Source organism: Bradyrhizobium sp. (assembly GCF_035484855.1).
Taxonomy (GTDB): Bacteria; Pseudomonadota; Alphaproteobacteria; order Rhizobiales; family Xanthobacteraceae; genus Bradyrhizobium.
The window spans coordinates 1-21,280 of the sequence record NZ_DATHOP010000216.1 but is presented as its reverse complement, the minus strand read 5'-3'; the positions used below and the strand labels follow the sequence as shown (position 1 = coordinate 21,280).

Sequence of the window (21,280 nt, the reverse complement as noted above, 5' to 3'; positions counted from 1 at the left end):
TGCGGACGTGGCGGCGTTCTAGCCCCAATGGGGCGAAATGACAAGGAAATGCAGGGATTTTGTTTCCCTACCCGTCCGTCCGCATACTGCCGACATCAGGGGGCCGACGGCGGCGCCCCGAGCTTGGCCTCCAGCACGGCGATCCGCGCCTTCAGCGCCTCGTTTTCCTCGCGCGCCAGCCGCGCCATGTCCTTGACCGCCTCGAATTCCTCGCGCTTGACGATGTCGAGGTCGCGCAGGATTTTTTCGGCCTGGGTGCGAACCACCGCGTCGACCTCGCGCTTGACCCCCTGGGCGGCGCCGGCGGCATCGTTCATCAAACGCCCGATCTCGTCGAAAAACCGGTTGCTGGTCTGGGTCATCGCCTTAAGTCTCCGGTGGGCCGTGCAGGGCTCGGTCCATCACACAATGGCGATCCGGACGGCGCAGTTCAAGGCCGGCATGAGCCCCTTCGCGGCGGCTCGCCTTGTCATGCTGCGGTTTCCTTGCAATCGTATCGATCGCCAGCGCCAAGAAACGCCAAACGGGAAGCGAGAAACGCCCATGATCGACCAGCAGATCGAAATCCCCACCAAGGACGGCCACACCACCACCTTCATCAGCCATCCCGAGCGCGGCGGGCCATTCCCCGTGATCATCTTTTACATGGACGCACCCGCGATCCGCGAGGAACTGCGCGACATGGCGCGGCGGCTGGCGACATCGGGCTATTACGTGATGCTGCCCAACATGTATTACCGCGCCGGCGTCATGGAACTCGGCCCGATCAATCCGGATCCGAATTCGCCGGAGCGAAAGCGGATGTTCGAACTGATGAACTCGATCAACATTCCCCTCGTCATGGAGGACACCAAGGCGCTGCTCGCCTATGCCGAGGGCCAGCCGGCCGCCAATGCGAAAATCGTCGGCACCGTCGGCTACTGCATGAGCGGGCGCTATGCCGTCAACGCGGCCACGCATTTTCCCGATCGCGTCAAGGCCGCGGCCTCGATCTACGGCACCCATCTGGCGACCGACCAGCCCGACAGCCCGCATCTGGCCGGACAGAAGACCAAGGCGGAGCTTTATTTCGGCTGCGCGGAAACCGACATCTATGCGCCGCAGGAAATCATCGACAAGCTCAAGCACGCCATGCAGGCCGACAAGGCCAATGCCGAGGTCGAGGTCTATCCCGACACCCATCACGGCTTTGCGTTTCCGAAGCGGCCGGTCTACCACCGCGACGCCGCCGAGCGGCATTGGGAGCGGCTGCTGGCGCTCTATCGCCGCAATCTGTCGGCATAGACCTGCTCGATGCTTCTCCTCGTCATCGTCCTTCCGGTGTTCAATTCGATCGCGATCGCGATCGGACCGATCGCGATCCGCTGGTATGCGCTCGCCTATATCGGCGGCATCGTGCTGGGCTGGATCTACGCGCGATCGCTGGTCAAGAACGATGGGTTGTGGGGCGGCGTGGCGCCGATCACGCTGCCGCAGCTCGACGATTTCATTCTTTGGGTCACGCTCGGGATCATCCTCGGCGGCCGCACCGGCTATGTGCTGTTCTACAATTTTCCCTTCTTCATCGAGCATCCGCTCGAGATCGTCGAGCTCTGGAAGGGCGGCATGTCGTTCCATGGCGGCTTTCTCGGCTGCGTCGCCGCGGTGATCCTGTTCTGTCGGGCGCACGACATTCCGATCCTGTCGCTTGGTGACATCACCACCGCGGTCGGACCGATCGGGCTGTTCCTCGGCCGCATCGCCAATTTCATCAACGGCGAATTGTGGGGCCGGCAGGCCGACCCCACCCTGCCCTGGGCGATGGTATTTCCCAACGACGCGCTGCAGCTGCCGCGCCATCCCAGCCAGCTCTACGAGGCAGGGCTCGAGGGCATCGTGCTGTTTACGATCCTGGCGGTCATGATCCGGATGGGCGCGTTGAAGCGGCCGGGCCTGATCCTCGGCAGCTTCATCATGCTGTATGGGTTGGCCCGGATCGCCGGCGAGCATTTCCGGGAGCCCGACCCGCAGCTCGGATTTTTGTGGGGTGGGCTGACCATGGGTATGCTGTTGTCGGTGCCGATGCTTGTTGCAGGTGCTATCCTTATTGTGCTGGCATGGCGCCGCAAGGCGCCGAAGCCGTTGCAAGTCAATAGTTGAATAGTTCCAGGGCTGGCCGTGACCGAATATTCGCCGCTGCAATCCGAGATCAGGCAGCTGATCAAGGCGTCCGGACCGATGCCGGTCTGGCGCTACATGGAGCTGTGCCTGACGCATCCGAAGTTCGGCTATTACGTGTCGCGCGACCCGCTGGGCCGCGAGGGCGATTTCACCACCGCCCCCGAAGTCAGCCAGATGTTCGGCGAATTGCTGGGGCTGTGGGCGGCCTCGGTCTGGAAGGCGATCGGCTCGCCGCCGCTGCTGCGGTTGATCGAGCTCGGGCCCGGCCGCGGCACCATGATGGCGGATGCGCTACGCGCACTGCGGGTGCTGCCGCCGCTCTACCAGGCGCTCTCCATCCACCTGGTCGAGATCAATCCGGTGTTGCGAGACCGGCAGAGGTCGACGCTGTCGGGCGTGCGCAACATCGCCTGGCACGAGACCATCGACGATATCCCCGACGGGCCTGCGGTGATTTTCGCCAATGAATATTTCGACGTGCTGCCGATCCACCAGGTGGTGAAGCGCGAGAGCGGCTGGCACGAGCGCACCGTCGAAATCGATGCCGACGGCAGGCTGGCGTTCGGCGCCATGGCCGAGCCGACGCCGCGGTTCGAGGTGCTGCTGCCGCCGCTGCTGCGCGCGGCTCCGGTCGGCGCCGTGTTCGAGTGGCGGCCCGACGCCGAGATCATGAAGATCGCGTCCCGCGTCCGCGACCAGGATGGCGCCGCGCTGATCATCGATTACGGCCACGTCCGCAGCGACGCCGGCGATACCTTTCAGGCGATCGCCCGTCACAGCTTTGCCGACCCGCTGAAAAATCCCGGCCAGGCGGACGTCACCGCCCATGTCGATTTCCAGGCACTGGCGCGGGCGGCAGAGGATTTGGGCGCCCGCGTCCACGGCCCGGTGCCGCAGGGCGATTTCCTGCAACGGCTCGGTATCGAAACCCGTGCGCTAACCTTGATGGCGAAGGCCAACCACGAGGTCTCCGAGGATATTTCCGGCGCGCTGAAGCGGCTGATCGGCGGCGGCCGCGGCGGCATGGGGCAGATGTTCAAGGTGCTGGCGGTCTCCGAACCTCATCTCGACACGCTCGCGGGCTTCGAGGGCGAGAAGCAGAACGCCGGGACCGCGCCTTCATGATGCTTGCCTCGCCGCTGCTCTCTGCGATCCCCGGCCTGCGCCACGCCTTCTTCACCCGCGACGGCGGCGTCTCCGGCGGCGTCTATGGCAGCCTCAATGGCGGTATCGGTTCCAACGACGATCCGGCTCACGTCGCGGAAAATCGCCGGCGCATGGCGGAGCAGATGGGAGTGCGGCCCGAGCACCTTCTCAGCGTCTGGCAGGTCCATTCGCCCGATGCGGTGGTGGCCAGCGGTCCCTGGCAAAGCGAGCGGCCGCGCGCCGACGCCATGGTGACCCGCGCCGAGGGGCTCGCCATCGGCGTCACCGCGGCCGACTGCGGTCCGATATTGCTGGCCGATCCGACTGCGCGCGTGATCGGCGCCGCGCATGCCGGTTGGAAGGGCGCGCTGACCGGCATCATCGAGGCCACCGTCGAGACAATGGAGAAACTCGGCGCCGAGCGAAGCGGCATTGCTGCGGCGATCGGGCCCCTGATCCGCCAGCACTCCTATGAAGTCGGCGACGAATTCGTCGAACGGTTCATCGAGGCCGATGCGGACAACGCGCTGTTCTTCATCCCCGGCGAGCGCAAGGGACACGCGATGTTCGACCTCGCCGGCTTCATCCGGACCCGACTCGAAAACGCCGGCGTCCTGATGATCGACGACATCGGCGTCGACACCTATTCCGACGATCGTTTTTACAGCTACCGCCGCTCGGTGCATCGGAACGAGCCGGACTACGGCCGGCATGTTCACGCGATTGCGCTGGAGCGCGCGTAGGAATTGACCGCCGCCGTCGTTGACAACGGCCGTTGCGCCCGGCCTCCTCGGCGGGGCCAATGGCGCGGCGTGCAGAGGAGACGGATCATGAAACAGATTTCCACAATGGCGATCGCGGCCGCCTGTGCCTCGATCGGCGCCGCGGCGTCGCAGGCGCAGACCTTGCCGACGCATCGCATTCCCGCGGCGCTCGCGGTCGAAGCGGCGAGCGAGGCCGTGGCGGCCTGCGCCCGGCAGAATTACACCGAGACCGCGGTCGTGCTCGACGCCGACGGCGCCATCATCGCGGTCGAGCGCGGCGATGGCGCCGGCATCCACACCATCGATAGCGCGCACGACAAGGCCTACACCAGTGTGTCCTTCAAGACCGACACGTTGGCGCTCGCCGAGCGCGCCAAGGGCGAGGATTCGATCGCACCGCTGGCCAAGCTGCCGCACATCATGTTCTTCGGCGGCGGCGTGGTGATCAAGCTCGGCAACGAGGTGATCGGCTCGATCGGCGCCGCCGGCGCGCCCGGCGCCAAGCTCGATGACGCCTGCGCCCATGCCGGGCTCGACAAGATCAAGGAGCGGTTGAAGTAGCCGTCCAGCCTTACCGCTCAGCCTCCTGGGCGGGTTCGATGCGAAAGCGCGCAAGCTGGCGCGAGTGGGGTCACCTCGCCCCGCTTGCGGGGAGAGGTCGAAATTCGCGCGAGCGAATTTCGGGTGAGGGGGAGTCTCAACGAGTCGCACTCGCTGAGAGAGCCCCTCACCCCGACCCTCTCCCCGCAAGTGCGGGGCGAGGGAGAAACAGACGGCGCGAGGCTTGTATTTTCGGAACCGGTTCCAAACTATGTTGCAGCCGGCAACGGAGGCCAAACCATGCACGACCAGAACAATGTGTTCTATGCCCTCGCGCTTTCCGTGGTCGTCCTGATAACCTGGCAATATTTCTTCGCTACATCCTTTCTCGGCAAGCCAGCTTCGCAGCCCGGCCCGGTCGCTGCCGGGATCGCCCGGCCGCAAACACCGGCGATCGCAACGCGAACTGCTGCGACAACGGACACGCAACGCGCCGAACCGATCGCGCGGCTTCAGGCGCTCGCAAGATCGCAACGCGTCGCCATCGATACCCCGCGGCTCAAGGGATCGATCGCCTTGACCGGCGGACGGATCGACGATCTCGCGCTTGTCCGCTATCGCGAGACCACCGATCCCACCTCGCCGGCGATCGAACTGCTTTCGCCCGCGGGCAGCCCGTATCCGTTTTATGCCGAATTCGGCTGGGTCGATGGCTCCAGCGTCGATCTCAAAGTACCCACCTCGGAGACGGTTTGGCGCCAGGAGGGCGCGGACAGCCTTGGCGTGGGCCGCCCGGTCACGCTGGTCTGGCAGAACGGCCAGGGGCTGGAATTCAGGCGGACGATTTCGGTCGACGACAAATACCTGTTCAGCATCGGCGACGAGGTTCTCAACAGCGGCGATGCGGCGGTTTTGCTGGCGCCCTACGCGCTGATTTCCCGTCACAACCCGCCGCCGACATCAGGGTATTATCTGCTGCACGAAGGTGCGATCGGCGTGCTCGGGGACCAGGGGCTGCAGGAGGTCAGCTACAAGAATCTCGACGACAAGAAGCGCATCGCCTTCAACCTCGCCAACGCCTGGCTCGGATTCACCGACAAATACTGGGCGGCCGCGCTGCTTCCCGATCCCGCCGCGCATCTGCAGGCGGAATTTTCCGCGCACTCCCTGGGCGCGCTGAAGACCTACCAGGCCGACTATGTCGAGGACATCAGGACCGTCGCACCGGGCGGTCGCGCCGTCGCAACTATCAGGCTGTTCGCGGGTGCGAAGGAAGTGGCGGTTATCGACGGCTATGACGGGGCGCTGCATCTCAACCGCTTCGATCTTGCGATCGACTGGGGCTGGTTCCGTTTCATCACCAAGCCGATGTTCACGCTGATCGACGGTATTTACCGGCTGGTCGGCAATTTCGGCGTGGCGATCCTGCTGGTGACCTTGATGCTCAAGGTCGCGTTCTTTCCGCTCGCCAGCAAATCCTATGCCTCGGCGGCGAAGATGAAGGCGCTGCAGCCGCAGCTTAAGATGATCCGCGAGAGCTTCGCCGACGACAAGGTCAGGCAGCAGCAGGCGACGATGCAGCTCTACCGCAAGGAGAAGATCAACCCGATCGCGGGCTGTCTGCCGACGCTGATCCAGATTCCCGTGTTCTTCGCGCTCTACAAGGTGCTGTTCATCACCATCGAGATGCGCCAGGCGCCGTTCTTCGGCTGGATCAGGGATCTGTCGGCGCCGGACCCGACCAATGTGTTCAACCTGTTCGGGCTGATCCCATATGACACGACGTCGCTGCCGCTGCTCGGCGGATTCCTGATCGTCGGCGCCTGGCCGCTGATCATGGGCGTCACGCAATGGCTGCAGCTGAAACTCACGCCGGCGTCCGCCGATCCGGCGCAGGCGGCGATCCTGGGCTGGCTGCCCCTGATCTTCACCTTCATGCTGGCCAAATTCTCCGCAGGGCTGGTGATCTACTGGACCTGGAACAATTCGCTGACGATTCTGCAGCAGGCCGTCGTGATGCGGCGGAACGGCGTGCGGATCGGAATGTGGGACAGTTTCCGGGCGCGGTTCGGCAAACGCAAATCCGGCGATTGAAGGGCGGCCCGCCGTTCCAACTCTCCGCCATCGTGGCTTTCCTGCCCTAGACCTTAACGCGTTTTAACGATATCGCTCGGGACGCGATGAGGGACGTCTCGGCAACTTTGTTTCGGGCCAAACCGGTGCGTGCCGCGTTGGCGGCAACGCTGCTCGCGCTGGCCTGCGCGGTCGGCGGCTGCGCCGCCGGCGGGGCGGCCGGCGGCTCGTTTGCGGTGGCGCCGGGTGGCAGCGGTCCCACGGTTGCGTTCGAATCGATCGACGGCCCGCCGCCGCAGATTTTCGATCGTATGGTCGGCGTGCTCGACAGCGAATCGAAATTGCGCAACCTCTCGATCGTGTCGCGTAACGAGGGCTCGGCCTCCTACCGGGTGCGCAGCTACCTCGCCGCAGAGGTCAGCCACGGCCGCACCACCATCGCCTGGGTCTGGGACGTCTATGACCTGAACCAGCAGCGGGCGCTGCGGCTGTCCGGCGAGGAGCCGGCCGGCAAGTCCGGGCGCGATCCCTGGAATTCGGCCGACGACCTCGTGCTGCGAAGAATAGCCCAGGCCGGCTTCAGCGGGCTCAGCGCCATGATCAACGGCACGCCGGCTCCGGACGCCCCGCCCGTGGCTCCGGCGCCCGGCAAGCGGGGCCCTGCGATCGCCAACGCCGATGGGCCCGCCCCGGCTACCACGGCGTTCCAGGTCAGCGCGCTGGCCCATTAACCCAAAATAGGCCTTGGGCGCTGATTTTGCGCAGGAAAACCTGATTCCACGGGTTGCCAGCCGCGCCCGCTCCTTGATATCACCTCGCTCGTCCAAACGCGCCAGTTCCATGGGTATTCCGATATGCTGAACGTCGTATCCCCCAAGGCGCGAGGAGAAGCCTCGATGTCGGCCAAGAACGGCTCCATCAAGCTCATCGCCGGCAACTCCAATCCCGCGCTGTCCGAGGCGATCGCCAAGGGCCTCGACCTGCAGCTCACTAAGGCCGTGGTCCGGCGCTTCGCCGACATGGAAATCTTCGTCGAGATCCAGGAAAACGTCCGCGGCTCGGATGCCTTCATCATTCAGTCGACGTCGTTTCCGGCCAACGACCATCTGATGGAACTGTTGATCATCACCGATGCGCTGCGCCGTTCCTCGGCGCGCCGCATCACCGCCGTGATCCCCTATTTCGGCTATGCCAGGCAGGATCGCAAATCCGGCTCGCGCACGCCGATCTCCGCAAAACTCGTGGCCAATCTGATCACCCAGGCCGGCGTCGACCGCGTCATGACGCTGGATTTGCACGCCTTGCAAATCCAGGGCTTCTTCGACATCCCGACCGACAATCTGTTCGCATCGCCTGTCATGGTGCGCGACATCAAGGAACGCTTCGACCTCGGTAACGTCATGGTGGTGTCGCCCGACGTCGGCGGCGTGGTGCGCGCGCGCGGGCTGGCCAAGCGCATCAACACCCCGCTTGCCATCATCGACAAGCGCCGCGAGCGCGCCGGCGAATCCGAGGTCATGAACGTGATCGGCGATTGCGCCGGCTTTACCTGCATCCTGGTCGACGACATCGTCGATTCCGGCGGCACGCTGGTGAACGCCGCCGACGCGCTGCTCGCCAACGGCGCCAAGGACGTCTACGCCTATATCAGCCACGGCGTGCTGTCCGGCGGCGCCGCCGCCCGCATCATCGGCTCGCGGCTGAAGGAGCTCGTCATCACCGACTCGATCCTGCCGACCGAAGCCGTCCGCAACGCGCCGAATATCCGCACCCTGCCGATCGCGCCGTTGATCGCGGAGGCCATCGCGCGCACGGCCGCGGAAGAGTCGGTGTCGAGCTTGTTCGATTAGCGGCGAGTATCTCCCCCCTCCCCCCGCGAAGCGGCGGGAAGGGGTCGGGGGTGGGGGGCGCCTCAGCAAACTCGCTAGCAGAGGAGCTAGGCTGATAGACCCCCGACCCCTCCCCGCCACGCGCGAAGGGCGCGTGGGAGGAGGGGAGCGCAGGCACCGCCCGCGACTTCGCGAGCTCGCTTATGGGCCTCGCAACGAAAATATCGAAAACAACCCCATGCAAAGGAGCATGGCCCGGCCTTTGGGCGAGCCCGCAAAAACATTTTGACTCGTCGGGCAAATCACCGGCATGACTCCATCATCGCGCCAGTCGTAAGACGCCCATGGCCCCCGTCCAGCAACGGGCTCTTCGGCGCGATGACACCCAAAATCCCGACCATTGAAGTTGCACCGGCTCGCCGCGGCGAATGATCGCCTTACGGCGTGCCGAATCGCGCGCGCTTCCGATGCGCATTTCCAAGGAGATATCGACATGGACACTGCTTTGGACCTCGACAACGCAACGGCCATGGCCGCAACCGGTCAAACCAATGCTGCCGCGGCCGTGCGGGTAATACTTTCGCCCCACGGATTCTCGATCGACCATCCGGATTCGGAGCTAGGCGAACGGCTGATGGCGGAGAGCTTGGGGGTCGCCGATCGCGATGCGATGCATGGCATTCTCAAACAATTGGTGAAGGCCAGCGCGAAGGGCGAGAGGCCCGACGCGGTCAACCTCGGCTTCATGATTTCGATGATCAAAAGCATCAAGCCCAGGGATTCCGTCGAGGCCATGCTGGTGGCGCAGATGGTGTCCGTTCATGTGATGGCGATGCGATGCGCCTATCAGCTCGCCAACGCGGACGACATCGCTCGCCAAGACAGCGCCGCGCGCGCGCTCGGCCGGCTGGCCCGCACCTTTCCGGCCCAGATCGAGGCGCTCAACCGCCATCGCAACCATGCCGAGCCCGCCATCAAAGTGCAGAACGTGAGGGTCGGGGATGGCGGCAACGCCATCGTCGGCAACGTCACGCAGCATCGAAGCGTGATCGTCTCGGACAAAAGCGGGGCGGCCGCGGCGATGGATGCAAGGATGCACACGACGCCCGATCGCGGCGCACGCGAGCACGATTCCGTGGACGCGAGGGGCGAAGCGCAGGGGTGAGCGATCACGCCCGCAATACCGGCCCCATGCTGGCGAGCCGGCGTTGCGGCGCCAAAACCCGCAGCTGCGGATCGTGCCGCGCGCCGGCGGTGCGCGGCAAACGGCGCTGCCGCATGCACGGCGGCGCGCCGGGATCCGGCGCCCGATGCGGAAACCAGAACGCGCGCCGGCACGGCCTGTTCACGGGGGAAGCGATCGCCGAGCGGAAGGAGATACGGACTTGCTGGGTGAGGCAAGGAAGATGCTGCAAGGGATGAAATGATGTGATTTGGCAGGGCGAACATCACAGGACCGACCTCAAGGGCAGTCTAGGCCGTGTCATGGTGGCATACATTCGCGTCTCACGATCAGGTGAGTCGAATTGCCGCATGGCCATAGAGCGCGGCAACTGGGTCGATACCTTTGGCAAGTTAAGGCCGCCTGTTGGGCTTTTCCGGGCCAAAATGACACACATGTACGTGATTTTTGGTAACTAGGCCTTAAACCTCCGGTTAACCGTACCTATCATATTGACAGGTTATAGCCTATCATTATGATAGGTCGCATGGAAGATGATCCGACAAGCAAGAATGCCGTTTTGTATCGCCCCGACCCTCGCAAGCTCGAAAAAAGTGCGGGAATTGGCTCTCGATTCCAGAAACGTCCGCTGGCGCTCGGCCAACTATGACATGCATGCGGAAAGTCAAATGGACTGGAGAGGCATAACGGACAAAATGATGTTTGAAGTTTTGCGAACCGGTTTTGTCAAAGGAGAGGTTGAAGCTGGAAAATACCCGGGAGAATGGAAAATCAAAATGTGTAAAGCGATGAAGGGGCAGAGAGAGGTTGGCGTGGTCACGATTGTTGTCCGCGATCAACGCCTGTTCGTCAAAACAGTAGAATGGGAGGACCTCAGATGAGCAACGCACAAGTATTCTCAATAGGCGCGGATGCTCCTGCGGAGAAGCCTTATCTCTACAAGGAGTGCGGCCTGGACAATATCTATCTTGACAGTGGTTTTTCCATAGAGAGGGTGGATGGAGAAGAGTACGTCAGCATAGAGAACATAGACGGACTGTGGCGAGCAATTGGGCTGCATCTGGTAACATCCCAAAAAACGCTTGACCCAAAGGAGATCAGGTTTCTCAGAACCCAAATGGGGAAAACTCAGTCTGAAATTGCGAAATTGCTACGTGTGGACGATCAAACGGTTGCCCGATGGGAAAAGAAAAAATGCAAAATCCCCGGCCCCGCCGATCTGATTCTTAGGGTACTTTTTCTGTCATCTGAGGTTGCTCAACCTCAGGGCAGAGAAATACTCAATGAACTACACGGGACGATTGCAAAGTTGGTTGAACAGGACGCACCTCTCCGCGATGAAATCCTTTTCAATCATGATCGGGCCGATGATGCTTGGGAGCCGCGTCGGGCTTCCATGTGAGGCCGATTAAGCAACGGCAACATAATCTGGAAAGCCCGCTATCGTTGGCGGGTTTTTCATGTGCCGCTCAGTTCTACAGGTAGTGATCGAACTACCTAAAGCGGCGACCCTGGATGGTCTGAAGAAACACGGCAAGCGAGACACACAGCAATGATCATTGCAGCCGTGGCCTGGTCAGACGTTGCCGGAATTTGGTCGTCCACATGGCCGTATCTCACGTTTCCCGCAGGCTTCGCCGCCAAGGCTGTCTTCGATCATCTCGTTGACTACAGATCAAACAAGGCCATTGAGGGCTATAAGGCCGAGCTGAGAAAGACTGAAGTCGCATTTGACAGAAAGTCAAAGTCTCAGGACGATGAAATTGCCGCACTAAGAAGGACCGCGCTCGACGGCTTCGCCGTGGCATCTGCAGCGGTAACCCAACGCAAATTGGAAGCTGTTGATCGCCTTTGGGCTGCCGTCATTGATTTGAATCGCTACCAAATTGTTTCGAAGATGATGAGTCCAATCAAGGTCGATGTGGCGATTGAAGCCGCATCTCAGCAGACGCCAGACGGGTTGAGGGCGCGGCAGTTCGCGGAAATGCTCTGGCGAGCATGCGGGCTCGACGATATGAAGCCGCCGCCATCCCCGCCAGACAATGAAAGGCCATTTCTAACCGAAACCGCTTGGGCGCGCTTCTCGTTGTATAGAAGCGCGATGACTCTCCCAATATTTCACCTAGCGAGCATGAAGGGAGGTATGCCGCACGGCTGGTTAAAAAGTCCACCACCGTTGCTAGAGGCCGTCAAAACCGCGATGCTGCACTACTCACAATTGATCGATGACTACGGAGTATCCGCGGTGCCGGAACTTTTAGACGAAATCAGAGATATGGTTTTAGATGAGATCAGAGCGATAATCGCCGGTACGTCTACCGACTACGATTTAGAGAAGGCTGCAAAAATTATTTCAGCAACCCGCAGCGTCGATGATCTGAACACTAGACCCCTCGAAGTGCCGCCCGATCTGGCAAGGTAAAGTCCGCGAAGTTTCCGCCGCTTAAGGCGACAATTATCTATTACTTTCAATGGCTTGCGAGCCGATAGGGTATTAATTCGTTTCTCAATTTAATGGATTATCAGGCCTTGCCGTATTATATTGAGAGCGAGGAGATTCCATGCCCGCCCGACGTAGCGCAACCCGCCCTGCCTATACCGAAGCTGTCATTCGCAGGCTTGCGAATGCCAACAACGTGACGGTTGTCGTGTCGTCGAACGATGTCTTTGCCGAGCACATCACTCGCTTGTCCGGCGATGACGTCGCGTTCGATGCGGTTGAGAACACGATCGTTGCGCTACAGCGGGCAGGTATCTTGAGCCGCACCCAGGCGGTTCGACTTCAGGCACGGTACCTGCGCGAAAGTCGCCCGTGACCTTCGATCCCTTTGGTGATTTCGAAACGCGCGGTTACCTGCGTAACGTCGCCAAAGCCAAAGATCCCTCCATCGTTCAACGGCTGCAGCACAACTCCTTTTTGACCGGCATCGACGCCGCCCTGGAGCATCTCAAAGGCCGGCCCACGCTTGCCTATGGAGACGTCCTTCACACGCACAAAACGCTGTTCGAAGGCGTCTTTCCCTGGGCGGGCGAGGACCGGGTCGCCAATGCGCCCAATCTTTTCGTGAGCAAGGGTCCGGTGCTGTTCGCGCATCCCAACGATATAAGGAAGGCCATCGATTACGCGTTGCAAGAGGGCCAGGACAAAGCATTGATGCGGCAGAACCCCGGGCAGGTGATGGGCTATCTCGCCTACGGGCATCCCTTCCTCGATGGCAACGGCCGCACGATCATGCTCGTGCATGCGGAGCTCGCGCGGCGCGCGGGTTTCGGCATCGATTGGGGATCAACCGGCAAAGATGAATATCTCACCGCCCTGACGGCGGAGCTTGAGACCCCCGACCAGGGCACGCTTGATCAATACCTCAAGCCATTCGTGCGGGAGGGTGCCGGCGGAACCGTTGCGGAGGCCATCAAGGCGGCGCCCGGCCTCGATGGAAATAACGCCGACGCGGTCGCCGGGACAACGGACAATGCAGCGTTGAAAGCCCAATACGAAGCGCAGCAACTCAGACGCCGGAAATCGCAAGCGGGTTAGAACGGGATGTCTCGAGGCCCGACCCCTCCCCGCCGTCCGCCTTCGCCCAGAGGCTACGGCGGACGGAGGGAGGGGAGAAGAAAGCCATCGTTGGGTCAAACGTGCCCGCGCTACACCGGCGTCCCGTGCGGCCTGAACAGCCGGCCCTTTTCCACCACCAGCACGACCGCCATCGAGGCCAGCGTGCAGAGGAAGAACCCGGTCGCGAACGGCAGCAGCGTGCCGTCATAGGCCTGGCCGATCGCGGTGCCGACGCCGATGCCGACGAGCGTCGTGATCGAGCCGTAGAACGACGATGCGGTGCCGGCGATGTGGCCCTGCGGCTCCATCGCCAGCGAGGTGAAATTGGCCATCATCAGCCCGAAGGCGAACATCATCAGCGCCGACAGCACGACGAACAGCGGCAACGGCAGCATCTGCAGCTTCGCCGCCAGCAGCATGATCCCGGCCACCGCCACGAAGCCTGTCAGCGCGCCATGCGAGATCACCCGCATGCCGAGCCGGCCGACGAAGCGGGCATTGAGGAAGCCGGCCGCCGCCGTGCCGATCGCGATCGCCGCGAACGCCAGCGGAAAATAATGTCCGAGCCCGTAGATCCCGGTGAACACCTGCTGCGACGAGAACACGAACGCGAACAGCGAACCCAGCACGAGGCCTGCCGCCAGCGCGTAACCGAGCGTCTGCCGGTTGGTCACGGTCTGGCGAAAGGCTGCGAGCACATCGCGGATCGCAAGCGACTTGCGCTCGGTCACCGGCAGCGTCTCCGGCATCCGCAGCGCGCTCCAGATCAGCGCCAGCGCGCCGTACAGCATCAGCACGACGAAGATGCCGCGCCACTGCGTCAGCAGCAGCACCGCCTGGCCGAGCGACGGGGAGATCACCGGCACCGCGATGAACACCATCATCGCCAGCGACATCACGCTGGCCATGCGGCGGCCGGAGTAGCAGTCGCGAACGATCGAGGTTGCGATCACCCGCGTGGCTGATGTGCCGAGCCCCTGCAGCAGGCGCGCCAGCAGCAAGGTCTCGAACGACGACGCCGTGATCGCAACCACGCTGGCAATGCAATACAGCGCCATGCCGTCGACCAGCACCGGACGCCGGCCGAAATGGTCCGACAGCGGTCCGGTCACGAATTGCCCGAGGCCGAAGCCGATCAGGAACGTCGACAACACCGCCTGCGGCCGGTTGGCGGCCGTGATGTGGAAGGCCGAGGCGATGTCCGGCAGCGCCGGCAGCATCATGTCCATGGCGAGCGGGTTCAGCGCCATGATCGAGGCGATCACGACGACGAATTCAGGAAAGCCCATCGGCCGATGGCTCGATGAAACAAAGGCATCGGCATTGGTATCGGTCACGCCGTTCTCGCACCTCGCAGGAGATGCGTGACTTATTCATTATGCTGCGTCGCACAACCCATGTTCCGGGATGGCTGATACGCAAGTGGCAGCGCGGCGAGCGAGTGCGATGGGAGGAAAGCCGGGTCCGAAACGCGACGAGAAAACTTCGCCGCCTAGAAGCGATAATTCACGCCGGCGGTTACTGCGTGGATTGTATCCTTCAGGCTGAATATGGTCACGGTCACGTTGTTCGTGCTGCTGCCGAGCACCGTGCCGCCATTGCCGAAGTCGTAATAATTGTATTCAAGGGTCGTCGACCAGTGCGGAGCGAATACCCATTCCACGCCGGCACCGGCCGTCCACCCGGTCCGGGTCTGCGTCACGCCGGGATCGACGGCGAGCCCAAATCTCGTGTAAGCATCGTCAATCTTTTCACGGGTCCAGGCCGCACCGCCCCTGCCAAAGACGAGCCAGCGGTCAGCGAAACTGTAGCCGAGCCGCGCGGTCGCTGACGCCAGGAAGTCGTTGCCGAAGGTAAATTGCGACGGGAATACGATCCCCGTAGCGAGGTTTATGACAGACCCGGCATGGGTGTTTTTCAGGCTGCTCCAGGCTGCCCGATCTTCGACGCCCACGACCCAGCGGGGCGCGAATTGATAGTCACAGCCGAATTGTCCGCCACCCACGAAGCCGGTCGAACCGTAGGCGAGAAAGGTTCCGGACTGGTTGGTCGTCCTGTCCTGGCTAACGAGGCCGCCGACATGGCCGCCGATGTAGCAACCGCTCCAGTTGTAGGCCGTGACGGGCGCCGCTGCAGGCGCCGGGGGGGGCGTTGTAGGCAGGCAAATCTGCCGCCGATGCCGCACCTACGAATCCTGAAATCGAAAGCAATCCAACCCCGACGACGGCAAAACGGCGCATTCCAAATCTCTCAACAATGGAGATTGTCTATGGCATGCAACCGATAGGCGAACCATACCATATCACCTCTGCGTGTATTTTCGCTTTGAGTGTTGCCGAAATGCCGCAGTCCTGGCGGGCGCGGAGCAGCGCGGCTCAATCAAAGCCCGGCCGCGGCACCAGGTTCATCAGCGTTCGCGTGTAACCGCCATCGACCACGATCTCGTCGCCGGTGACAAAGGACGAGCGATCGCTGGCGAGATACAGCACGGCGTCCGCAATGTCCTGCGGCATGCCGACCCGTCGCGCCGGCGTCACGGCGGCGCGGCGCTCGGTGACCCCCGGCGTATCGTAGAACGCCTGGCTCATCGGCGTGATCACCATGCCCGGACTGACGACGTTGCTGCGGATGCCCTCCGGACCCCATTCGCTCGCGAGCTGCCGCGACAACATCACGACGCCGGCCTTGCTGACGCTGTAGGCGCCGCTTTTGCCCTGCGCATGGCTGCCGGCGATGGAGGCGATATGAACGAGGCTGCCGCGCTTCAGTTCGCGCATTGGCCTGCCGAAAATCTGCGCGCAGAGGAAGTAGCCGGTCAGGTTGACCGACAGCACGGCATTCCATTCCTCCAGCGTCAATGTGTCGAGGCCGCCCGGCCGCAACACCGCCGCCGTGTTGACGAGCACGCCGCAGGGTCCGAGCGATTGCTCGATAGCCGCGGCGGCTGCCGCAACGCTGTCGGCGCTCGTGGTGTCGCATGGTGCCACCACATGGCCGTCGCCGAATTCACGCAGCTCGGCGCGCGCAGCGTCCAGGCCGCGCTCGTCGCGATCGATCGCCGCGACCCGCGCGCCGGCCCGCGCCAGACTCGACGCCACAGCCCGGCCGATGCCGCCACCTCCGCCGGTCACGACGCAAACGCGGCCGGACAGGCCAAGCCAATCGGAGGGGTGCTGTTCGTTCATGATGTTTTTTTATTCCAATCGGGCGACGGAGACCAGCGTAGGGTGGGCAAAGCGCAAGCGTGCCCACCATCTTGATCGGCATTGACATGGTGGGCACGGCGCAAGCGCGCCTTTGCCCACCCTACGGTGTTTCTCCGTCATTGCGAGCCAACGGGTCGGCGCGAAGCGCCGCCCGATGACAGGCTCCGCGAAGCAATCCATGGTCGCAAATACTGCGAGCGAAGCATGGATTGCTTCGTCGCAAGCGCTCCCTTGCGCAAACGCTTTGCGTTTGTCGCAGGCAATGACGGGAGCTACACCTTCACCGCCGCCCCGCGCTGCCCGCGCCGCCGCTCCACCGTGATCTCCGCCAAAATCGACATCGCGATTTCTTCCGGCGTGATCGCGCCCAAGTCGAGGCCGGCGGGGGCTTTGACGCGGTCGAGTGCCGAGGCCTCGATGCCTTCGGCGATCAGCTTGTCGCGCAGCGCCGCCATCTTGCGGCGGCTGCCGACGAAGGCGTGGTAGGCGGCGTCGGTGGCGACCGCTGATCGCAGCGCGGCTTCGTCGCCCTTGCCTTGCGTGGAGACCACCACAAAACGTTTGGCCTCGTGCAGCGGCCCGAGGGCAAAACCATCGACCAGCGTGTCCGCGTCTGGCGTCGCGCTGACATCGGCGGCGGGGGCGGCGACGGTGACGTGATAGCCGAGCTGGCGCGCCTGGGCTGCCAGCGACAGCGCCACCGGGCTTGCGCCCAGGATCACCAGTGAGGGATGCGGCAGCACCGGCTCGACGAACACGTCCATGGTGCCCTTGCTCGGGCACATGTTCTCGGCAAAGCGCACGCCGTCGCGGTTCTCGCCGGGCTTGACGCCGAGTTCGGCGAGCAGATTTTCCGGCTGCACCGAGACCATGCGCGGCTCGCCGTCGGCGAGCGCGTCGCGCGCCGCCTTCAGCACCGCGCCGCGGGCGCAGCCGCCGCCGATCCAGCCCGCGACGATGGTGCCGTCGGGGCGGATGATCGCTTTGGCGCCGGCCTTCGCCGCAGTCACCGACACCGTGCGCACGACGGTGGCGAGCACGAAGGCTTCCTCGGCGGCCTTCATCTGCGCGACCAGATCCATCACTTCGACATGCTTGGTCATGGGCACCTTTCCTGTCACCTCTCCCGCTTGCGGGGGAGCAGAGGCCGCCATAGGCGGCCGTCCTTGGATAAGAACGCCGAAGCTGAGCTTCGGCTGTGGCGCTCGCCAGAGCGCGGCGGGTGGGGGAAATCTCTCCGCGAGCACCGGCGTTCCGGTCGGGCACCCCCACCCCTACCCTCCCCCGCGAAGAGCGGGAGAGGGGGCGTACCCGCGTTGCCGTTCCAAGCTCGATTCACTCTCATTTCCTCCAATTCACAGCTTCGCCAGATAGGGTTCGAGCTCGGTCAGGCTTTGCAGCGTATTGGCGGGCGCGTAGAGGTCGACATAGGGCAATGCGGCCTTGATGCCGGCGGCCTCGGGCGCATAGCCCTGCCACGCCATCATCGGATTGAGCCAGACGATGCGGCGGCAGCGTCTGCTGAGGGCGGCCATCTCGCGGCCGAGCAGCTTGGCATCGCCAGTCTCGTAGCCGTCGGAGACGATCATCACGCAGGAGCGCGAATGCAGCACGCGCGCGGCGTGCCAGCGATTGAAGGTCTTCAGGCTCTCGCCGATTTTGGTGCCGCCGCCGGTGCCCTGCGCCAGCAGCGCCAGCCGGTCGAGCGCGCGGCCGGCGTCCTTTTCCTTCATCGCGTCGGAGACATAGGCGAGACGAGTGTGGAACAGGAACGCTTCCGCCTCGCGAAACTCGTCGAGCACGCCATGGATGAAACGCAGGAACACGCCGGTATACATGCTCATCGAACCGGAGGCGTCGAGCAGCATTACCAGCCGCAGCGGCTTTGGCTTGCGCTGCCGCCTGACGAGGGTGATCGGCACGCCGCCATGGCTGATATTCTGGTGGATCGTTCGCCGCAAATCGAGCCGGTAGCCGCGCCGCCGCGCCAGATCGCGCCGGGTCAGCCGGGTGCGCATGGTTTTGGCCAGCCGCGCCGCGGCTTCGTGGGCCTGCGCGATCTGGTCGGGGTCGGCGAGCTTGCGGAAATCGACTTCGCTGAGATTGTCGGCGCGCGAGGCGCCTTCCTTGCGGCCTTCGCCGGCGCGGTCCTCCACGTCGTCGTCGCCGGCGGGAATTTGATCGGTCGCGCCCTCGCCCGCCATGGGCTCCAAGTTTCTGTCCTGCAGGCTTTTCAGCGACGGGCTGTTGGCGGCCTTGGTCGAACCGATCGTGAGCGAGCGCGCCCGCACGCGCTTGCCCAGCCAGAACGCATCGAAGATGCCGTCGAAACGTTCCCAGTCGGATTTGCGCGCCGAGAACAGATGCTTCAGCGCCGAACGCAGCAGGCCCGGCTTCGCGGCAAAACCCGCCGCCATCAGCGAGGCCGCGTCCTGGCCCTCCTGAAGGCCGACGGCGAAACCGGCCTCGCGCAGGGTTTTCAGGAACGCCGCCAATTTGCCGGCGACGAGGCGCGACACCTGGTCGAGTTCGTCATATCCGGGACTGTCGCCGCAGCAGCTCATGCGACCTTCCCCAGCAAACGATCGGTGACCTCGCGCGTCAGGCGCGATCTGTCCTCATGGGTTTTCAAGAGGCACATCATTGTTTCGTGCACGGTCTCGGGCATTTCCAGCAGATCATGCACGCCGATGCCGACCAGCGCTGCCGCCCAGTCCAGCGTCTCGGCTACGCCCGGGACCTTGCGCAGCTCCTCTTTCCGGATGCCCTCGACCATCCGCGCGATCTGCAGCGACAGCGACGCGGTCGCGCCGTCGATCCGCGCCATGATGATGCGCGCCTCGCGGTCGACATCGGGATAATCGACATAATGATAGAGGCAGCGCCGGCGCAGCGCGTCCGAGAGTTCGCGGGTGCCGTTCGAGGTCAGGACCACATGGGGGATGGTGGTTGCGGTGATAGTGCCGAGTTCGGGGATCGAGACCTGGAAGTCGGACAACAGCTCCAGCAGGAACGCCTCGAACTCGTCGTCGGCGCGGTCGATCTCGTCGATCAAGAGCACCGGCGGCTTGGCGCGCCGGATCGCGGCGAGCAGCGGCCGCTCCAGCAGATATTTTTCGGAAAAGATCTGGTCCTCGATGGCGTCAGCGTTGTCGCCGCGATGCGCCTGGATCGAGAGCAGCTGGCGCTGGTAATTCCATTCATAGAGCGCGGCGGACTGGTCGAGCCCCTCATAGCATTGCAGCCGGATCAGCTCGGTCGCGTGCACCCCGGCCAGCGCCTTCGCCACCTCGGTCTTGCCGACACCGGCCTCGCCTTCCAGCAGCAGCGGCCGCCGCAGCAACTGCATCAGCGAGATCGCAGTCGCAAGCTCGCCATCGGCGATATAGCCGGATGCGGCAAGCGCCTGCACGATCTCCTCGCGGTCTTTCATGGGCAGAATATTTTCCTCTTGCTTTCTTCTCCCCTCCCCCCGCGAAGCGGCGGGGAGGGCGCGTGGGAGGAGGGGAGAAGATCATTTCCTCGTCATTGCGAGGAGCTCTTGCGACGAAGCAATCCATTCTTCCCGTGTTGTGACATGGATTGCTTCGCTGCGCTCGCAATGACGATTGATCGCCGTTCAGGACCTCACGCCGCAAACACTCCCAAACTCTTCGCCGCCTGCCAGTTGCGCCAGTAATCGTGCGGCATCTGGATGTGGGTCGAACCCAAAAACGAGAACGCGTCGTTGACGGCGTTGGAGAAGGCCGGCACGCCGCCGACATTCGGGCTTTCGCCGACGCCCTTGGCGCCGATCGGGTGATGCGGCGACGGCGTCACGGTGAAGTCGGTCTCCCAATGCGGGGTCTCGACCGCGGTCGGCATGAAGAAGTCCATGAACGAGCCGGTCACCACATTGCCTTCCGGATCGTAGCGGATTTCCTGGCCCATCGCGATCGCAAACGCCTCGGTCAGGCCGCCATGGACCTGGCCCTCGATGATCATCGGGTTGATGCGGGTGCCGCAATCATCCAGCGCATAGAAACGCTTGATCTTGTAGACCCCGGTGTCGACGTCGATGGTCATCACGCAGATATAGGCGCCGAACGGATAGGTCATGTTGGGCGGGTCGTAGTAGCTCACCGCCTCCAGCCCCGGCTCCATGCCCGGCGGCACCGAATTGTAGGCGGCCCAGCAGATGTCCTTCATCGACATCGTCTTCTCGGGGAGACCTTTCACGCGGAAGCCGTCGATGTCCCATTCGAGGTCGTCCTCGTGCACCTCGAGCTTGTAGGCCGCGATCATCTGCGCCTTGGCCTTGATCTTTCGCGACGCCATCGCGATCGCGGCGCCCGCCACCGGCGTGGAACGCGAGCCGTAGGTGCCGAGGCCGTAAGGCGCGGTGTCGGTATTGCCCTCTTCCACCATGATGTTGTCGGCGGGGATGCCGATCTCGGTGGCGATGATCTGGGCCCAGGTGGTCTCGTGGCCCTGGCCCTGGCTCTTGGAGCCGACCCGCGCAATGCCCGCGCCGGTCGGATGCATGCGGATCTCGCAGGAATCGAACATCGCGATCCCGAGGATGTCGCAGTTCTTCGAGGGACCCGCGCCGACGATCTCGGTGAAGAACGACACGCCGACGCCCATGATCTCGCGGGTCTCGCCGCGCCTGAAGGCTTCGCGCTGCGCCGCCTGCTGCCTGCGCAGGCCGGCATAGTCGACGCTCTCCATCATCTTCTTCATCGCGGTATGGTAGTCGCCGGAATCATATTCCCAGCCGAGCGCCGAATGATACGGGAACTGCTCGGCCTTCACAAAGTTCTTCAAGCGAAGTTCGGCCG

Annotated in this window: 23 protein-coding genes; 15 read left to right on the top strand and 8 right to left on the bottom strand. The window is 63.4% G+C overall.

Annotated elements, in window-relative coordinates:
* Window positions 1-95 precede the first annotated feature (95 nt).
* Window positions 96-362 carry an accessory factor UbiK family protein gene (locus VK804_RS25140; RefSeq protein WP_325375245.1) on the bottom strand — a complete coding sequence of 89 codons (267 nt, stop codon included), beginning with the start codon at window positions 360-362 and terminating at the stop codon, window positions 96-98.
* A 181-nt stretch (window positions 363-543) separates the two neighbouring features.
* Here VK804_RS25140 and VK804_RS25135 point away from each other — a divergent pair, with 181 nt between their 5' ends.
* From VK804_RS25135 to VK804_RS25065, 15 genes are all read left to right on the top strand, one after another.
* Entirely contained in the window at window positions 544-1,284 is a 741-nt protein-coding gene (locus tag VK804_RS25135) for a dienelactone hydrolase family protein (RefSeq protein ID WP_325375243.1), read from the top strand.
* A 9-nt stretch (window positions 1,285-1,293) separates the two neighbouring features.
* Window positions 1,294-2,139, top strand: a complete 846-nt coding sequence (gene lgt / locus VK804_RS25130) for a prolipoprotein diacylglyceryl transferase (protein ID WP_325375241.1) — start codon at window positions 1,294-1,296, stop codon at window positions 2,137-2,139.
* 18 nt (window positions 2,140-2,157) lie between these two features.
* Window positions 2,158-3,285, top strand: coding sequence for a class I SAM-dependent methyltransferase (locus VK804_RS25125; protein WP_325375240.1), 1,128 nt, complete (start codon window positions 2,158-2,160; stop codon window positions 3,283-3,285).
* Window positions 3,282-4,049 (top strand): peptidoglycan editing factor PgeF, encoded by a 768-nt coding sequence (gene pgeF / locus VK804_RS25120; RefSeq protein WP_325375238.1) that lies wholly within the window; start codon window positions 3,282-3,284, stop codon window positions 4,047-4,049. The genes VK804_RS25125 and pgeF overlap by 4 nt, the downstream gene beginning before the upstream one ends.
* A gap of 87 nt (window positions 4,050-4,136) precedes the next feature.
* Window positions 4,137-4,631: a heme-binding protein gene (locus VK804_RS25115; RefSeq protein ID WP_325375237.1), complete on the top strand. Its 495-nt coding sequence runs from the start codon at window positions 4,137-4,139 to the stop codon at window positions 4,629-4,631.
* A gap of 279 nt (window positions 4,632-4,910) precedes the next feature.
* A complete protein-coding gene (gene yidC / locus VK804_RS25110; protein ID WP_325375235.1) occupies window positions 4,911-6,704 on the top strand; it encodes a membrane protein insertase YidC in 1,794 nt (597 codons plus the stop codon).
* Between the two features lie 86 nt (window positions 6,705-6,790).
* Window positions 6,791-7,414, top strand: coding sequence for a hypothetical protein (locus VK804_RS25105; RefSeq protein ID WP_325375234.1), 624 nt, complete (start codon window positions 6,791-6,793; stop codon window positions 7,412-7,414).
* Between the two features lie 165 nt (window positions 7,415-7,579).
* The gene (locus tag VK804_RS25100; RefSeq protein WP_325375232.1) at window positions 7,580-8,533 is read left to right on the top strand and encodes a ribose-phosphate pyrophosphokinase; all 954 of its coding nucleotides are present in this window, start codon (window positions 7,580-7,582) and stop codon (window positions 8,531-8,533) included.
* A gap of 385 nt (window positions 8,534-8,918) precedes the next feature.
* The gene (locus VK804_RS25095) at window positions 8,919-9,677 is read left to right on the top strand and encodes a hypothetical protein (RefSeq protein ID WP_325375230.1); all 759 of its coding nucleotides are present in this window, start codon (window positions 8,919-8,921) and stop codon (window positions 9,675-9,677) included.
* Window positions 9,678-9,703: 26 nt separating this feature from the next.
* Entirely contained in the window at window positions 9,704-9,934 is a 231-nt protein-coding gene (locus VK804_RS33055; protein ID WP_325375272.1) for an HGGxSTG domain-containing protein, read from the top strand.
* A gap of 312 nt (window positions 9,935-10,246) precedes the next feature.
* On the top strand, window positions 10,247-10,576 hold the full coding sequence (locus VK804_RS25085; RefSeq protein ID WP_325375229.1) for a hypothetical protein: 330 nt from the start codon (window positions 10,247-10,249) through the stop codon (window positions 10,574-10,576).
* Window positions 10,573-11,097: a helix-turn-helix domain-containing protein gene (locus tag VK804_RS25080; protein ID WP_325375227.1), complete on the top strand. Its 525-nt coding sequence runs from the start codon at window positions 10,573-10,575 to the stop codon at window positions 11,095-11,097. Before VK804_RS25085 ends, VK804_RS25080 begins: the two co-directional genes overlap by 4 nt.
* 150 nt (window positions 11,098-11,247) lie before the next feature.
* On the top strand, window positions 11,248-12,117 hold the full coding sequence (locus tag VK804_RS25075) for a hypothetical protein (protein ID WP_325375226.1): 870 nt from the start codon (window positions 11,248-11,250) through the stop codon (window positions 12,115-12,117).
* 139 nt (window positions 12,118-12,256) lie between these two features.
* Window positions 12,257-12,511 (top strand): hypothetical protein, encoded by a 255-nt coding sequence (locus VK804_RS25070; protein ID WP_325375225.1) that lies wholly within the window; start codon window positions 12,257-12,259, stop codon window positions 12,509-12,511.
* On the top strand, window positions 12,508-13,233 hold the full coding sequence (locus tag VK804_RS25065) for a Fic/DOC family protein (protein ID WP_325375224.1): 726 nt from the start codon (window positions 12,508-12,510) through the stop codon (window positions 13,231-13,233). The genes VK804_RS25070 and VK804_RS25065 overlap by 4 nt, the downstream gene beginning before the upstream one ends.
* A 110-nt stretch (window positions 13,234-13,343) precedes the next feature.
* Here VK804_RS25065 and VK804_RS25060 read toward each other — a convergent pair whose 3' ends face one another.
* The 7 genes from VK804_RS25060 to VK804_RS25030 all read right to left on the bottom strand — a co-directional run.
* Window positions 13,344-14,591: a multidrug effflux MFS transporter gene (locus VK804_RS25060; protein WP_325375222.1), complete on the bottom strand. Its 1,248-nt coding sequence runs from the start codon at window positions 14,589-14,591 to the stop codon at window positions 13,344-13,346.
* Between the two features lie 155 nt (window positions 14,592-14,746).
* Window positions 14,747-15,439 (bottom strand): outer membrane protein, encoded by a 693-nt coding sequence (locus VK804_RS25055; protein WP_325375220.1) that lies wholly within the window; start codon window positions 15,437-15,439, stop codon window positions 14,747-14,749.
* A gap of 190 nt (window positions 15,440-15,629) precedes the next feature.
* Window positions 15,630-16,439: an SDR family oxidoreductase gene (locus VK804_RS25050; RefSeq protein WP_325375219.1), complete on the bottom strand. Its 810-nt coding sequence runs from the start codon at window positions 16,437-16,439 to the stop codon at window positions 15,630-15,632.
* 293 nt (window positions 16,440-16,732) lie between these two features.
* Window positions 16,733-17,563: an XdhC/CoxI family protein gene (locus VK804_RS25045; RefSeq protein ID WP_325375217.1), complete on the bottom strand. Its 831-nt coding sequence runs from the start codon at window positions 17,561-17,563 to the stop codon at window positions 16,733-16,735.
* Window positions 17,564-17,815: 252 nt separating this feature from the next.
* Window positions 17,816-19,024: a VWA domain-containing protein gene (locus VK804_RS25040; protein WP_325375216.1), complete on the bottom strand. Its 1,209-nt coding sequence runs from the start codon at window positions 19,022-19,024 to the stop codon at window positions 17,816-17,818.
* On the bottom strand, window positions 19,021-19,893 hold the full coding sequence (locus tag VK804_RS25035) for a MoxR family ATPase (protein ID WP_325375214.1): 873 nt from the start codon (window positions 19,891-19,893) through the stop codon (window positions 19,021-19,023). The genes VK804_RS25040 and VK804_RS25035 overlap by 4 nt, the downstream gene beginning before the upstream one ends.
* 194 nt (window positions 19,894-20,087) lie before the next feature.
* Window positions 20,088-21,280: molybdopterin cofactor-binding domain-containing protein (locus VK804_RS25030; RefSeq protein WP_325375212.1), on the bottom strand; the 1,193-nt coding region annotated here is incomplete at its 5' end.

Excerpts from the sequence above, each read along its gene's own strand:
- VK804_RS25140 (WP_325375245.1), bottom strand. The coding sequence starts at position 362 with ATGACCCAGACCAGCAACCGGTTTTTCGACGAGATCGGGCGTTTGATG.
- VK804_RS25135 (WP_325375243.1), top strand. The coding sequence starts at position 544 with ATGATCGACCAGCAGATCGAAATCCCCACCAAGGACGGCCACACCACC.
- lgt (WP_325375241.1), top strand. The coding sequence starts at position 1,294 with ATGCTTCTCCTCGTCATCGTCCTTCCGGTGTTCAATTCGATCGCGATC.
- pgeF (WP_325375238.1), top strand. The coding sequence starts at position 3,282 with ATGATGCTTGCCTCGCCGCTGCTCTCTGCGATCCCCGGCCTGCGCCAC.
- VK804_RS25115 (WP_325375237.1), top strand. The coding sequence starts at position 4,137 with ATGAAACAGATTTCCACAATGGCGATCGCGGCCGCCTGTGCCTCGATC.
- yidC (WP_325375235.1), top strand. The coding sequence starts at position 4,911 with ATGCACGACCAGAACAATGTGTTCTATGCCCTCGCGCTTTCCGTGGTC.
- VK804_RS25105 (WP_325375234.1), top strand. The coding sequence starts at position 6,791 with ATGAGGGACGTCTCGGCAACTTTGTTTCGGGCCAAACCGGTGCGTGCC.
- VK804_RS25100 (WP_325375232.1), top strand. The coding sequence starts at position 7,580 with ATGTCGGCCAAGAACGGCTCCATCAAGCTCATCGCCGGCAACTCCAAT.
- VK804_RS33055 (WP_325375272.1), top strand. The coding sequence starts at position 9,704 with ATGCTGGCGAGCCGGCGTTGCGGCGCCAAAACCCGCAGCTGCGGATCG.
- VK804_RS25085 (WP_325375229.1), top strand. The coding sequence starts at position 10,247 with ATGCCGTTTTGTATCGCCCCGACCCTCGCAAGCTCGAAAAAAGTGCGG.
- VK804_RS25080 (WP_325375227.1), top strand. The coding sequence starts at position 10,573 with ATGAGCAACGCACAAGTATTCTCAATAGGCGCGGATGCTCCTGCGGAG.
- VK804_RS25075 (WP_325375226.1), top strand. The coding sequence starts at position 11,248 with ATGATCATTGCAGCCGTGGCCTGGTCAGACGTTGCCGGAATTTGGTCG.
- VK804_RS25070 (WP_325375225.1), top strand. The coding sequence starts at position 12,257 with ATGCCCGCCCGACGTAGCGCAACCCGCCCTGCCTATACCGAAGCTGTC.
- VK804_RS25050 (WP_325375219.1), bottom strand. The coding sequence starts at position 16,439 with ATGAACGAACAGCACCCCTCCGATTGGCTTGGCCTGTCCGGCCGCGTT.
- VK804_RS25045 (WP_325375217.1), bottom strand. The coding sequence starts at position 17,563 with ATGACCAAGCATGTCGAAGTGATGGATCTGGTCGCGCAGATGAAGGCC.
- VK804_RS25040 (WP_325375216.1), bottom strand. The coding sequence starts at position 19,024 with ATGAGCTGCTGCGGCGACAGTCCCGGATATGACGAACTCGACCAGGTG.
- VK804_RS25035 (WP_325375214.1), bottom strand. The coding sequence starts at position 19,893 with ATGAAAGACCGCGAGGAGATCGTGCAGGCGCTTGCCGCATCCGGCTAT.